The sequence below is a fragment of the Streptomyces sp. NPDC047028 genome, from assembly GCF_040644095.1.
Taxonomy (GTDB): Bacteria; Actinomycetota; Actinomycetes; order Streptomycetales; family Streptomycetaceae; genus Streptomyces.
Genome location: NZ_JBEYVS010000020.1, coordinates 37,560 through 50,607, shown reverse-complemented (window position 1 = coordinate 50,607; position 13,048 = coordinate 37,560). Strand labels below are relative to the sequence as shown.

Below are 13,048 nucleotides of genomic sequence, written 5' to 3'. Positions count from 1 at the left end.
TGATGCACTTGGTACGACAACCACGGAGGGGCGATGGCCGACTTCACCGCCGGACGGGCCGCGTACTTGCAGATTGCCGACGAGTTCAAGCGCAAGATCCGAGACGGGGAACTCGCGCCGGGGGACAAGCTGCCCTCAGAGGCGCAGCTGATGACCGAGCACGGGGTGTCGCGCACCGTGGCCCGGCAGGCGATCTCCCGACTCCGCGAGGACGGCTACGCGATCTCTCACCAAGGCAAGGGCAGTTTTGCTGCACTGCCCGGCGAGGGTGCCTCAACGAAGAGGAGCCCGGAGTTCGAGCAGATCACCGAGTACCTGTCGGAGGTACGTCGGGACGTGCGTCGCCTGGCCGAACGGATGGACCAGCTTGAGGACTTGGTGCGGCAGCGGTCCGCAGAGCAGTGACCAGCGCGTCCGCACGGTGAGTCAGGTCGGCTACCTCGTCACCAAGCCCCCTTATCTGGTTGATCAGCTCTAACCGCTCTGCCGGGGTCAGTGCCATCGCGGCCCCCTCGTTGCACTCTCGGTCTGACAGCTCGTCGGGTTGTCAGTAACGCTAGAACCGGTCCGGCTCACCACCCCGGAAAATCTCTCCGGGGTCGCGCGAAGTGACAGGGGGACGCTCTTCCCATGCGAGGAATGACGACGAACCTGACGATCGGTGAGCGAGTCGCTTGGTACCGCCGCCGACGCGGCATCTCACAGGAAGTCCTGGCCGGACTGGTGGGCCGTACGGTCGACTGGCTGAGCAAGGCTGAGAACAACCGGCTGGAGCTAGACAGGCTGTCGGTCATCAAGTCCCTGGCCGATGCGCTGGACGTGAGTCTCGGCGACCTGCTCGCCGAGCCGACTCTGATGGAGTGGACGGCCGACAGCGGGAGCCGGACCGTGCCGGCGCTTCGGTCGGCGCTGATGAACTACCGGCAGCTCACCCCGCTTCTCGGCGTGACCACTGAGGGCGAGCCGACCCCCCTCGACGAGCTCAAGAACAGCGTGGCCGAAGTCTGGGACGCCTACCAAGATTCCCGCTACGGTTTCGCAACCCGACGACTTCCCCTCGTACTGGCCGACGCACTCATCACAGCCCAAGCCCACGGAGGCCGGGATCGCGAGCGCGCGCACGAGCTGATGGCGATGACCTATCAGGGGGCCGCCATGGTGTTGACCAAGGTCGGTGAAACCGACCTTGCCTGGATCGCGGCCGACCGCGGATTGGCTGCGGCCCAGCAGTCCGACAACATGGCCGTGACCGGGTCGCTCTTCCGATCCGTGGCTCACTGCCTCTTGTCCAACGGCCGGTTCGACGCCGCCGTGCAGCTGGTCAGCGACGCAGCCGACTACCTCCGCCCAGCGCTCCGGGACGCCAGTGCGGAATTCCTATCGATCTATGGAACGCTCTTCCTCGCCGGATCGATGGCCGCGGCTCGCGCCGACGACCGTGCCACCACTCGCGCCTTCCTCGACGAGGCGGACCAGGCAGCACAGCGACTCGGGCGGGACGCCAACCACATGTGGACCGCATTCGGACCCACGAACGTCGCCATTCACCGGGTCGCCACGGCGGCGGAGCTAGGGGACATGCAGGTGGCCATGAATCTCGGCCCGGGGATCGAGACCAGCGGACTGCCGATCGAGCGGCGGACACGCCACAACCTTGAAGTGGCCCGAGCCTTCAGCGCGCACAACCGGACCGACGACGCCCTGTCGATGATCCTCGAAGCGGAGCAGTGGGCGCCGGAGCAGGTCCGGAGCCACTATCTCGCTCGTGAGCTGGTCATCACCTGGGTGCGGAACCAGCGCGGCCGACCGAGCCGGACACTGGCGGAGCTTGCCGACCGGCTGCATGTCGTCTGAGGTAGGTACGCTCGGCCACATGGCAGCGAGCGAGCACGAAGCGAAGATGGCGCATCCGCGCATGGCCGCGGGTGCGCTTTTCTTTGACGCCGGCGGGCGGGTCCTCATGGTGCAGCCCACCTACAAGGACTACTGGGATATCCCCGGGGGCTACGTCGAGGTGGGGGAGTCGCCACTCCAGGCTGCGGTCCGTGAGGTGCGGGAGGAGCTGGACATCACCCCTCCGCTGGTTCGCTTGCTGGCCATCGACTGGGCGCCGAGCGACGCCGAGGGCGACAAGGTTCTGTACCTCTTCGACGGTGGCCAGCTCAGCCCGGAGACTCTGGCCGGAGTGACCTTGCAGGCGGAGGAGCTGAAGAGCTTCGCGTTCCTGCCCCCCGACGAGGTGGCTGAGCGGACGATTCCACGCCTGGCCCGACGGATCCTTGCCGCGATCGAGGCCCGATCATCAGGGACCGCCCCGATCTACCTGGAGTATGGGCAGCAGCCGAATGACGTTGCTGCATAGCGGCATGGAGGAGGCCGATACGGCCTGAGCCTGGCGCGGTGGAAGTTTCTCTACGTTCATCAAGGCCCGCGCACGGCGCGGGCGCGCGCCGCCTCTGCGGCGCGGCCTGCCTCCTGTCTGCGCCCCGGCTGGCCGCGCCCGGCGGCGCGCTGCGTGCATGCGGGCAAGGGCGGAACGTCATCCGCGGGCACAAGAAGATGCCTCCGGCGGGGGATCGGCCGACACCGGGATGGAGGGGGCGCCGTCGCCGACTGCGGACCCGTGGTCGCGTGCGTGAGGAGCTCCCATCCCGTCCGCCGTCGACCCAGGCAAAGCCGAGCAGACGCGGCCCATGGCGTCCAGGTCGTTCGTACAGTGGCGCGCTCCACCTGGACGCCATGAACCACGCCTGCTCCACGGTGTGTGGGTCGACGGCGGACGGGATGGGAGCTTGGGTAAGCGGTGGGTTCCTGCCCATCGCTCAATGCTCGGATGGTGACTCCTGCGCCTCATCTGCGAATAGGGAAACCTGTCCACGCATAACCGAAGTTCGAGAAGGGCGCGTATAGTCAGAGATGGGACCTAGTGTTCGTAGCACGGTTGCGTCGTACAGCCAACTGAGATTTCCTTCCTTTTCCAGTCGGCCGCTCACTTGCAACGCCAAGTCTTCCTCGTGTGCTCTGACTGCCTCGTGATATTCCTCTTCATCTGAAAGTCGAACGCGGACCTTTTTCGCCGGTCCAGACGTGAGCGCTTCAATGCCGAAAACGCCGGGGCTTCCAGCCTGTTTTTTGGCGAGTAGGTGTACGCGCCCGATCATTGTCGTGAAACGGGACGAGTCGTCTGAGGCCAGTTTCACAGCCGCTTTATTGAGCGGCACGACGTCCGACCCTCGAAGCTCAAACCTGGAATCTAGCTCATCAGAAGAGGGAATGGCAGGGTCCCACTCCACACTGATATCTGCTCCGTCCGAGTTCTCGGCAATCCCGAGAAGGGCATTTGTCATCTCATATGAAATGCCACGAACCACGCCTGCTTCGAAACCGGAAAGCGAACCACTCGAACGATAATGGTCGAGAGCTTCGATTGTAGCCTGCACTGCACGGACGACGGCGTGACTGACGTCGCGGACACTCGCAAGGCCAAGTTCGGGTAGCGCGATGGACGGCGCTGCCGACGAGGTCGACAGTGGGACGCCAGCGTTAGGGGGAGCATAAGCCGTAATAATGTAGCTGCCGGGTGCGCTTTGCCCCATCAAGATCTGATCAAGGTATCGATGGGCGAAGCGGCCATGCCTATTCACAAAGTGACGGTCGGGACCCATGTAAGATTTGGCGCCAGCCAACAGTGTCCTGCGGGCCGACTCGACAAGACGCTCTCCGCTCCGCCACTCGATGAATCCACTAGGTGCAGACGATTCTTTCCGAAACTTGAATTCGTCAGAGGCTTCAACAATGAGGCGCGGATACAGTGACCGCAACCAAAAATCACGATCCTGTGATAGTTGAAGGAGGGCGAGACGCATGGTCTCTGGGAATTCTGGCGCCTCTTCATCGAGTGGGAGCATGAGGCTGAATTCTGGCCAGTCGTCGCTTACCTTCGGGGGGAGATATCGTGAGTAGATACCTCGCCTACCACCGACACGCTTCCACCCAGCGTCTTCAAGTAGGGCTCCCAATTTTTCTGGATCCACCCGTGCAGGGAGCGTTACGCTCGACATGTCAGTCATTTAGCGGTTCACCCCTGTCGATCTTTTCCAGAATGTTTGCGAGAGCGTTAGCGTCTACTCGATTTCTGGTAGGAACTCGGACGGAAGGCTTCTTGACCGAAGGGTCGGCGTAGACGCCCTCAAGTGATACCCAAAAACAAGATCGCCTAGTCCAGAGACCATCGTGCGTAACTTTGGTCCAGTCCGCCTGTCGCGTCGGCGTAGTCATAACGATCAGGATCGCTTTTGGGTACTTGCGGGGCTTGACCAGGTGATCGAAGTACTGGCGCTTAGTGAACTGGTAGCTGAAGGACTCACGCGACGGGTCAGGAACGATCTGGGTGGTGCACTTGAGTTGAGCGAGCACGGCCGACTCTTCGTCCATGTGATCCCGAGGAGGTCTGATCAACCGAACGTCGTAGCCGTAAACATCGACGGGAACGATCTCAACAGCGAGGCCGGCCGTGGCTGCTACCGACTTGATGTAGCCCTGCTGAAGCTGCTCCATCATCTGCGTGACGTGACGGCTGTCGACGGCTTCGATGTGGCTGGCCCGTGGCTTCCGGCCGTCAGCAGGTTCGATTGCCCTCACCACCAGGCAGCGCCCCTCCCCCTACATGGAAGGACCAGGCTAGATCATGGGAGGGCTTCGTACGTCAGCTTGCCTGAGAGTCATGCATCGAACCGTACTGCCAGACACTGACATCGGGCATGTGACTTGTGACCGCCGCCACGCGGGTGGGCCACATAAAGCCCCCGGCTGGGCCGTCCCTGGGCCGTCCGAGGCCGCTCAATGGCGACCGCTGACGACCACCACCGACAGTCGTAGCAGGCGACAGCCCCAGGTCACCCGAGTGGATCTGCGACACTGGTAGCACCATGCCCAAGCCCGGAGAACTTACTTTTGTCGCGCCGCGCGGAGCCAAGAAGCCGCCGCGGCATCTCGCCGATCTCTCGCCCGCCGAGCGCAAGGACGCGGTGGCGGAGGCCGGGGAGAAGCCGTTTCGTGCCAAGCAGCTCTCGCAGCACTACTTCGCGCGGTACGCGCACGACCCCGAGCAGTGGACGGACATCCCGGCCGGGTCCCGGGAGCGGCTGCGCGAGGCGCTGTTCCCGGAGCTGATGAGCGTCGTACGGCATCTGTCCACCGACGAGGGGACGACGCGCAAGACGCTGTGGCGGCTGTTCGACGGCACGCTCGTCGAGTCCGTGCTGATGCGCTACCCGGACCGGGTGACGATGTGCATCAGCTCGCAGGCGGGCTGTGGGATGAACTGCCCGTTCTGCGCCACCGGCCAGGCGGGCCTGGACCGGAACCTGTCCACCGCCGAGATCGTGCACCAGATCGTGGACGGCATGCGGGCGCTCAGGGACGGTGACGTGCCCGGCGGTCCCGCGCGGCTGTCCAACATCGTCTTCATGGGCATGGGCGAGCCCCTCGCCAACTACAAGCGGGTCGTCGGCGCGATCCGGGCGCTCACCGACCCCGCGCCGGACGGGCTCGGCCTGTCGCAGCGCGGGATCACCGTGTCGACCGTCGGCCTGGTCCCGGCTATCCACCGGTTCGCCGACGAGGGCCTGAAGTGCCGGCTCGCGATCTCCCTGCACGCCCCCGACGACGAGCTGCGCGACACCCTCGTCCCGGTGAACACGCGGTGGAAGGTCCGGGAGGTGCTGGACGCCGGGTTCGAGTACGTCGAGAAGTCCGGGCGCCGGCTGTCCATCGAGTACGCCCTCATCCGGGACATCAACGACCAGGCCTGGCGGGGTGACCGGCTCGGCCGGCTGCTGAGGGGCAAGCCCGTGCACGTCAACCTGATCCCGCTGAACCCGACGCCGGGCTCCAAGTGGACCGCGTCCCGGCCGGAGGACGAGAAGGCGTTCGTCGAGGCGATCGCCGCCCATGGTGTACCCGTCACTGTCCGGGACACCCGGGGACAGGAGATCGACGGGGCCTGTGGCCAGCTCGCGGCGACCGAGCGATAATCTGGCCACGGCAATCCGGCCACGCACCGTGTGGCCGTCTCATACATCTGCATATTCCGACAGGGGAGCGCCACAGCGCTGAGAGTGCGGCGGACAGGGCCGCAGACCCTCTGAACCTTGCCCAGGTCATTCTGGGTAGGAAGTTCGGTCATCACTCAAGCTGTTGCGCCCCGCCCGGGTCCCTCACGGAGCCCGGGCGGGGCCGCGTCTCTTCCTGGCCAACCCCAGGAGGACATCCAGTGCACCACAAGACCCTCGTGGCCGCGGCGGCCGGCCTCGGCCTGATCAGCCTGTCCGCGCTGACCGGCTGCGGCTCCGACGACAAGGCGTCGGCCGCCGACTCCAAGACCGTCACCCTCGTCAGCCACGACTCGTGGGCCGTCTCCAAGAACGTGCTGAGGGACTTCGAGAAGCAGTCCGGGTACAAGGTCCGCGTCCTGAAGGACGGCGACGCCGGCCAGGCCGTCAACAAGGCGATCCTGACCAAGGACAACCCGCAGGGCGACGTCTTCTTCGGCGTCGACAACACCCTGCTCTCCCGCGCCCTCGACAACGGCCTGTTCCAGCCGTACACCGCCAAGGGCCTCGACACCGTCGGCGCCGCCTACCAGCTCGACGCCGACAAGCACCGGGTCACCCCGATCGACTACGGCGACATCTGCGTCAACTACGACAAGGCCTACTTCAGCAAGCACAAGCTGGCCCCGCCGCAGACCTTCGCCGACCTGGCCAAGCCCGCGTACAAGAACCTCCTCGTCACCGAGAACGCCGCCACCTCCTCGCCCGGCCTCGGCTTCCTGCTCGGCAGTGCCGCCCAGTTCGGCGACCAGGGCTGGCAGGACTACTGGAAGAAGCTCGAGGCCAACGGCGTCAAGGTCGTCGACGGCTGGGAGCAGGCCTACGACCAGGAGTTCTCCGGCTCCTCCGGCGGCAAGAAGGCCGGCGGGGACCGCCCGCTGGTCGTGTCGTACGCCTCCTCCCCGCCCGCCGAGGTGATCTACGCCAAGAAGCGGCCCAGCACCGCCCCCACCGGCGTCGCCACCGGCACCTGCTTCCGGCAGATCGAGTTCGCCGGACTGCTCAGCAACGCCGGGAACACCAAGGGCGGCCAGGCGTTCATCGACTTCCTGCTCACCAAGGAGTTCCAGCAGGACATGCCGCTGAACATGTTCGTCTACCCGGTGGTCAAGGGCGCCCGGGTCCCGGCCGACTTCACCAAGTACGGCCCCGCCGCGAAGCACCCCGAGACCATGCCCCCCGCCAAGATCGCCGCCAACCGCGACCAGTGGGTCAAGTCGTGGACGTCGCTCGTACTGAAGTAGCCCCCCGCACGGGGCGCACCCGGCGTGCACGCGGGAGCGCGGCGCGGCTGGGCCTGATGGCCCTGCCCGTCGCGTTCTTCGCGCTGTTCTTCGCCTGGCCCGTCGCCGCGATCGTCGCGCGCGGCCTCAGGGTCGACGGCGTCTGGCGGTTCGGGCGGATCACCGATGTCCTCACCCAGCCCGACATCCGGCACGTGCTGTGGTTCACCACCTGGCAGGCGCTCGCCTCCACCGCCCTCACCCTGCTGGCCGCCCTGCCCGCCGCCTACGTCTTCGCCCGCCTCGACTTCCCAGGCAAACAGGTGCTGCGGGCGGTCGTCACCGTCCCGTTCGTGCTGCCCACCGTCGTCGTCGGCACCGCCTTCCTGGCCCTCGTCGGCCGCGGCGGACTGCTCGACGACCTGTGGGGCGTACGGCTGGACACCACCGTGTGGGCGATCCTGCTGGCGCACGTCTTCTTCAACTACGCCGTCGTCGTCCGCACCGTCGGCGGACTGTGGGCCCAGCTCGACCCCCGGCAGGAGGAGGCCGCCCGCATGCTCGGCGCCTCCCCCCTCGCCGCCTGGCGGAAGGTCACCCTGCCCGCCCTCGGGCCCGCCGTGGCCGCCGCCGCGCTGATGGTGTTCCTGTTCACCTTCACCTCCTTCGGCATCGTGCAGATCCTCGGCGGCCCCACCTTCGCCACCCTCGAAGTGGAGATCTACCGGCAGACCTCCGAGGTCTTCGACCTGTCCACGGCCGCCGTCCTCACCCTCGTCCAGTTCGCCGCCGTCGGCGCCGTCCTCGCCGTGCACGCCTGGACCGTACGGCGGCGGGAGACCGCGCTGCGCCTGGTCGACCCGAAGGTGACCGCCCGCCGGCCGCGCGGCACCGGCCAGTGGGCGCTGCTCACCGGCGTCCTCGCCACCATCGCCCTGCTCCTCGTGCTGCCGCTCGCCGTCCTCGTCCAGCGCTCCCTGGACGCGCCCGGACTCGGCTACTACCGGCAGCTGACGAACACCGACGGCGGCACCTTCCTCGTCGCGCCCCTCCAGGCCGTGTGGACCTCCCTGCAGTACGCCGTCGCCGCCACCGCCATCGCCGTGGTGATCGGCGCTCTCGCCGCCGCCGCGCTGGCCCGCCGGGACGCCGGGCGGCTGGTGCGCGGATTCGACGCGCTGCTCATGCTGCCGCTCGGGGTGTCCGCCGTGACCGTCGGCTTCGGCTTCCTGATCGCCCTGGACAAACCGCCGCTGGACCTGCGCCAGTCCTGGATCCTGGTGCCGCTCGCCCAGGCGCTGGTCGGCGCCCCCTTCGTCGTACGGACCATGCTGCCCGTGCTGCGCGCGGTCGACGGGCGGCTGCGGGAGGCCGCCGCCGTGCTCGGCGCCTCGCCGTGGCGGGTGTGGCGCGAGGTCGACCTGCCGATGGTGCGGCGGGCGCTGCTGGTCGCCGCCGGGTTCGCGTTCGCCGTGTCCCTCGGCGAGTTCGGGGCGACCGTGTTCATCGCGCGGCCCGGCAACCCGACGCTCCCGGTCGCCGTGGCCCGCCTGCTGAGCCGGCCCGGCGACCTCAACTACGGGCAGGCGATGGCGCTGTCCACGATTCTCATGGTGGTGTGCGCTGCGGCTCTGCTGATCCTGGAGCGGCTGCGCGTCGACCGGACGGGGGAGTTCTGATGCCGCGGGGCACCACTGAAGGGGACCATTCGATGCTGCTGAGCCTCGACGCCGCGACCGTGCGCTTCGGCGGGCGGCCCGTGCTCGACGCGGTCGGTCTCGACGTCGCCGAGCACGAGGTGGTGTGCGTGCTCGGACCCAGCGGCAGCGGCAAGTCCACGCTGCTGAGGGCGGTGGCCGGGCTGCAGCCCCTGGACTCCGGGCGGGTGCTGCTCGACGGCCGCGACCAGCGGGGCGTGCCCGCGCACCGGCGCGGCGTCGGACTGATGTTCCAGGACCATCAGTTGTTCCCGCAGCGGGACGTGGCCGGGAACGTGGCGTTCGGGCTGCGCATGCACGGCCTGGCGAAGGGCCGGCAGGGCGACGGCGTACGGGAGTTGCTGGACCTGGTGGGGCTGCCCGGTGCCGAACGGCGGGCCGTGGCCGGGCTGTCCGGCGGCGAGCAGCAGCGTGTCGCCCTCGCCCGGGCCCTCGCGCCCCGGCCCCGGCTGCTGATGCTCGACGAGCCGCTGGGCCAGCTCGACCGTTCCCTGAGGGAGCGCCTCGTGGTCGAACTACGGCAGTTGTTCCGTCGGTTGGGCACCACCGTGCTCGCCGTGACCCACGACCAGGGTGAGGCGTTCGCCCTGGCCGACCGGGTGGTGGTGATGCGGGACGGCAGGATCGCCCAGTCGGGGACGCCGCTGGAGGTCTGGCAGCGGCCGGCGGACGAGTTCGTCGCCCGCTTCCTCGGCTTCGACAACGTGGTCCCCGCGACCGTGACCGAGTCGGCCGCCGACACCCCGTGGGGCAAGCTGCCCGTCCCCGAGGGCTCCCCGCAGGGCGCCCGCTCCCTGCTGGTCCGCCCCGCCGGGGTACGGCTCGTGCCGGCCGAAGCGGGCCTGCCCTGCACGGTCACCGCCCGCACCTTCAAGGGCACCCACGTGACCCTCCACCTCCAGCCCCAGGACGGCCCCCGCCTGGAGGCGGCCTGCCCGCTCCGCGACGCCCCCGAGGTCGGCGCCGAGACCGGCGCGGAGTTCGACGTGGCCGAAATCGTGGTGCTCGGCTGATCACCGCCCCCCTAGGGTGGGCGCATGACTTTGCTCGCTCATGACCGGTACTGCGACGAAATCGCCCACCAGGTAGACCAGTTGAGGGCCCTGGTGACCTCCGGCACCGATCTGTCCGCCACCGTGCCGACCTGCCCCGACTGGTCGCTGGAGAAGCTCGTACGGCACATGGGCGGGGCCCTGCGCTGGTCGGCCGCGCTGGTACGGACCCGCGCGCAGGAGAACATCCCCTGGGACGAGGTCCCGCTGGGCCGGGGCCCCGAGGAGCGCGGCGACGCCGCAGCCCTGGACGCGTGGCTGGCCGAGTGCGGTGAGCTGGTCGTGGGCGCGCTGCGCGAGGCCGGCCCCGACGCCAAGGTGTGGTCCTGGACCGGCCCGGCCACCAGCGGCTTCTGGGCCCGCCGGATGACCTGTGAGATCACCGTGCACCGCGCCGACGCCACGCTGACCGCCCGGGCGCCGTACGACGTCGCGCCCGAGGTGGCCGCCGACGCGCTCGACGAGTGGCTCGAACTGGCCGTCTGGCTCCAGCGGTACCGGGGCCACGAGGACGCCTTCCGGCTGGACGGCCCCGCCCGCTCCATCCACCTCCACGCGACCGACGCCGACTCGTCCCTGAACGCCGAGTGGTTGCTGGAGTACGGCCCCGACGGGGTTCAGTGGCGGCGCGGCCACGAGAAGGCGACGGTCGCCCTGCGCGGCCCGCTCACCTCGGTGCTGCTGGCCTTCTACCGGCGGCTGCCGCTGGACGCACCCGGCCTGGAGGTGGTCGGCGAGCGCGCGGCCCTGGAGTTCTGGCTGTCCCGGGCCACCTTCGGCTGAGGCGGGCGCCGGGCCCGCGCGTACGGCTACGGCCGTACGCCGGGCCCGCGCGTACGGCTACGGCCGTGGCCCGTCACCCGGGGACACGGGGACGGGCCACGGCCGTAGCGAGGTACGAAACCGGTTGTCGTCAGCGGCCGTTGCCGGCGCTGCGGCGGCGCAGGCCGAAGAAGACCGCGATACCGCCGAGGACGACCAGGGCGCCCGCGATCCCGGCGATCAGACCGGTGTTGGAGTTCGCTCCGGTCTCGGCCAGGTTGGAGTCACCGGCCGCCGGGGAGGGCGCGTTGTCCGACGGGACCGCCGGGGCGCTGCTCTCCGACGTGGACGGGGTCGGGGTGTCGGACTCGGCGGGGGTGGACTTGGACGGCTTCGGGCTCGGGCCGGTGCCGGCGGACGTGCTGGGGCTGGGGGACGGGCTCTCGGGGGCACAGGCGTTCGACGGCAGGGTCAGCGCCGGATTGATGTCCTGGTTGACGGAACCCGCCTGGACGTGGATGCGGTACGTCGCGGTCGGCTGCCAGTTCTCCGCGAAGGTGACGACGGTGCCCTTGGCGGTGCCCTTCACCTTGGTCTTCTCGTCGATCTGCTTCTCCACGCCGCCCTTGTTCGTCCGGAACAGGGTGATGGTGGCCGGGGTGGCGGACCGGTCCTTGTCGGTGACGAGGATGACGCCCTTGGCGCCATCGCACTTGGCCTCGGCGGAGAACTCACTGATGTCGCACCCGAATGCGTGACCGGCGGCGCCCAGCGCCAGCGCGGCCGAAGCGGAGGCGACACCCAGGATGCGCACGGAACGGTGTGCGCTACGGCGAGTCATGGACACGTTTGTCCTTTACATGTGCACAAGTGAGGGGGGTCATGGGGGAGTTGGGACGACGGATGAGGTGAGCCCCGGCGCCCCCAAGTGGCTCACAGGTCTATAAGCGGTCCATCAGACCTGTCAATGCATATGCCGCCGACCGCCGTTGGCTTTGCCCGCTGTTTAACCGCGCAGACGTTTCAACGCCTCCGGAGCCTGCTCGATCCGGTCAACCAGGGCGATACGGGACTCCATCGCCCGCTCCCGCGCCAGCGCCGTCAGCAGCGGCCAGGTCGGCAACTCCCGTGTCCAGTGCTCCTCGTTCACGAGCACCATCGGCGTCGGCTCGCCCCGCGACTCGTAGTAGTTCGGCGTCGCGTTGTCGAAGATCTCCTGTACGGTCCCGGCGGCGCCCGGCAGGAACACCACGCCGGCGTTCGAGCGGGCCAGCAGGCCGTCCTCGCGGGTGGCGTTGGCGAAGTACTTGGCGATGTGCGTGGCGAAGGCGTTCGGCGGCTCGTGGCCGTAGAACCACGTCGGGATGCCGACCGACGCCCCTCCGTCCGGCCAGCGTTCGCGCACCTCGAAGGCGGCCCGGGCCCAGTCGGACACCGACGGCCGGAACGAGGGGGTTTTGGCGAGGAGCAGGAGGGCGTCGTCGAGCATGCCGTCGTCGAAGGGGGCTGCGTAGGCGCCGAGGTTCGCGGCCTCCATCGCGCCGGGGCCGCCGCCGGTGGCGACCGTGAAGCCGGCCCGGGCCAGCTCGCGGCCGAGCCGGGCGGCTCCGGCGTACGCGGCCGTGCCGCGCGCCATGGCGTGGCCGCCCATGACGCCCACCACCCGGGCGCCGACGAGGAGTTCGTCGAGGGCGTCGGAGACGGCGTCGTCGTGGATGGCACGCAGCATCGAGGCGAAGACGTCACCGTCGGCCTCGGTCTGCTGGAACCAGGCGTAGGCCCGGGCGTCCGGGGTCGCCTCGTAGCCGCCGTCGAGCGAGGCGAACAGCTCGTCGGGGGTGTAGGGCAGTGCCCGGTACGGGTCGAACGGCAGTCCCGGGACCGGCGGGAAGACCAGGGCGCCGGCCGATCTGATGTGCGCGGCCGCCTCCGGGGCCATCGGACAGCCGAGGAAGACGGCGCCGGTGGCGTCGAGCCTCAGCAGGGCGGCCGTGCGGTCCGTCAGGTCGACCGCCTGGAGGCGGTACCGGGCGAGGGAGCCGTGCGCGGAGACGACCTCGTCGAACTCGGCGAGTGACTCGATCTCGCGGTCGTGGGCGGCGCGGTGCGGCTGCGACGGCGAGTCCGTCTGTGGCTGGGCGGGTGTCGGATGCACCCGCCCATGCTGGCACAGGCGTTCG

The 13,048-nt window shown here is 68.8% G+C and carries 12 protein-coding genes and 1 riboswitch; of the genes, 8 read left to right on the top strand and 4 right to left on the bottom strand.

Going from position 1 to position 13,048, the window contains the following annotated elements:
* Window positions 1–33: 33 nt before the first annotated feature.
* The 3 genes from ABZ854_RS19230 (at window position 34) to ABZ854_RS19220 (ending at window position 2,362) form a co-directional block, all read left to right on the top strand.
* Window positions 34–405, top strand: a complete 372-nt coding sequence (locus tag ABZ854_RS19230) for a winged helix-turn-helix domain-containing protein (RefSeq protein WP_361212028.1) — start codon at window positions 34–36, stop codon at window positions 403–405.
* A gap of 234 nt (window positions 406–639) precedes the next feature.
* Window positions 640–1,854, top strand: a complete 1,215-nt coding sequence (locus tag ABZ854_RS19225; RefSeq protein WP_361212026.1) for a helix-turn-helix domain-containing protein — start codon at window positions 640–642, stop codon at window positions 1,852–1,854.
* A 19-nt stretch (window positions 1,855–1,873) separates the two neighbouring features.
* Window positions 1,874–2,362 (top strand): NUDIX hydrolase, encoded by a 489-nt coding sequence (locus ABZ854_RS19220; RefSeq protein WP_361212023.1) that lies wholly within the window; start codon window positions 1,874–1,876, stop codon window positions 2,360–2,362.
* 460 nt (window positions 2,363–2,822) lie between these two features.
* Here the strand turns inward: ABZ854_RS19220 and ABZ854_RS19215 are convergent, their stop codons facing one another.
* Together ABZ854_RS19215 and ABZ854_RS19210 are read right to left on the bottom strand one after the other, a co-directional pair.
* Window positions 2,823–3,908: a hypothetical protein gene (locus ABZ854_RS19215; protein ID WP_361212020.1), complete on the bottom strand. Its 1,086-nt coding sequence runs from the start codon at window positions 3,906–3,908 to the stop codon at window positions 2,823–2,825.
* A 154-nt stretch (window positions 3,909–4,062) separates the two neighbouring features.
* Window positions 4,063–4,644 carry a DUF4365 domain-containing protein gene (locus ABZ854_RS19210; RefSeq protein WP_361212017.1) on the bottom strand — a complete coding sequence of 194 codons (582 nt, stop codon included), beginning with the start codon at window positions 4,642–4,644 and terminating at the stop codon, window positions 4,063–4,065.
* A gap of 284 nt (window positions 4,645–4,928) precedes the next feature.
* On the opposite strand from ABZ854_RS19210, the gene rlmN reads away from it, so the two are divergent.
* From rlmN to ABZ854_RS19185, 5 genes are all read left to right on the top strand, one after another.
* Window positions 4,929–6,035 carry a 23S rRNA (adenine(2503)-C(2))-methyltransferase RlmN gene (rlmN, locus tag ABZ854_RS19205; RefSeq protein ID WP_361212014.1) on the top strand — a complete coding sequence of 369 codons (1,107 nt, stop codon included), beginning with the start codon at window positions 4,929–4,931 and terminating at the stop codon, window positions 6,033–6,035.
* A gap of 51 nt (window positions 6,036–6,086) precedes the next feature.
* A riboswitch (TPP riboswitch) is annotated at window positions 6,087–6,195 on the top strand.
* Window positions 6,196–6,274: 79 nt separating this feature from the next.
* A complete protein-coding gene (locus ABZ854_RS19200) occupies window positions 6,275–7,357 on the top strand; it encodes a thiamine ABC transporter substrate-binding protein (protein ID WP_361212011.1) in 1,083 nt (360 codons plus the stop codon).
* Window positions 7,358–7,413: 56 nt separating this feature from the next.
* Window positions 7,414–9,015: an iron ABC transporter permease gene (locus ABZ854_RS19195; RefSeq protein WP_361212008.1), complete on the top strand. Its 1,602-nt coding sequence runs from the start codon at window positions 7,414–7,416 to the stop codon at window positions 9,013–9,015.
* Between the two features lie 32 nt (window positions 9,016–9,047).
* Window positions 9,048–10,067, top strand: coding sequence for an ABC transporter ATP-binding protein (locus ABZ854_RS19190; protein ID WP_361212005.1), 1,020 nt, complete (start codon window positions 9,048–9,050; stop codon window positions 10,065–10,067).
* A gap of 24 nt (window positions 10,068–10,091) precedes the next feature.
* Window positions 10,092–10,889 carry a maleylpyruvate isomerase N-terminal domain-containing protein gene (locus ABZ854_RS19185; RefSeq protein ID WP_361212002.1) on the top strand — a complete coding sequence of 266 codons (798 nt, stop codon included), beginning with the start codon at window positions 10,092–10,094 and terminating at the stop codon, window positions 10,887–10,889.
* 130 nt (window positions 10,890–11,019) lie between these two features.
* On the opposite strand, the gene ABZ854_RS19180 is transcribed toward ABZ854_RS19185, so the two are convergent.
* Complete coding sequence (locus ABZ854_RS19180; protein WP_361211999.1) at window positions 11,020–11,715, bottom strand: LAETG motif-containing sortase-dependent surface protein; 696 nt, start codon at window positions 11,713–11,715, stop codon at window positions 11,020–11,022.
* A 159-nt stretch (window positions 11,716–11,874) separates the two neighbouring features.
* Complete coding sequence (locus ABZ854_RS19175) at window positions 11,875–13,023, bottom strand: LOG family protein (RefSeq protein WP_361211998.1); 1,149 nt, start codon at window positions 13,021–13,023, stop codon at window positions 11,875–11,877.
* Window positions 13,024–13,048: the final 25 nt, after the last annotated feature.

Excerpts from the sequence above, each read along its gene's own strand:
- ABZ854_RS19230 (WP_361212028.1), top strand. The coding sequence starts at position 34 with ATGGCCGACTTCACCGCCGGACGGGCCGCGTACTTGCAGATTGCCGAC.
- ABZ854_RS19185 (WP_361212002.1), top strand. The coding sequence starts at position 10,092 with ATGACTTTGCTCGCTCATGACCGGTACTGCGACGAAATCGCCCACCAG.
- ABZ854_RS19220 (WP_361212023.1), top strand. The coding sequence starts at position 1,874 with ATGGCAGCGAGCGAGCACGAAGCGAAGATGGCGCATCCGCGCATGGCC.
- ABZ854_RS19195 (WP_361212008.1), top strand. The coding sequence starts at position 7,414 with ATGGCCCTGCCCGTCGCGTTCTTCGCGCTGTTCTTCGCCTGGCCCGTC.
- ABZ854_RS19225 (WP_361212026.1), top strand. The coding sequence starts at position 640 with ATGACGACGAACCTGACGATCGGTGAGCGAGTCGCTTGGTACCGCCGC.
- ABZ854_RS19215 (WP_361212020.1), bottom strand. The coding sequence starts at position 3,908 with ATGCTCCCACTCGATGAAGAGGCGCCAGAATTCCCAGAGACCATGCGT.
- rlmN (WP_361212014.1), top strand. The coding sequence starts at position 4,929 with ATGCCCAAGCCCGGAGAACTTACTTTTGTCGCGCCGCGCGGAGCCAAG.
- ABZ854_RS19190 (WP_361212005.1), top strand. The coding sequence starts at position 9,048 with ATGCTGCTGAGCCTCGACGCCGCGACCGTGCGCTTCGGCGGGCGGCCC.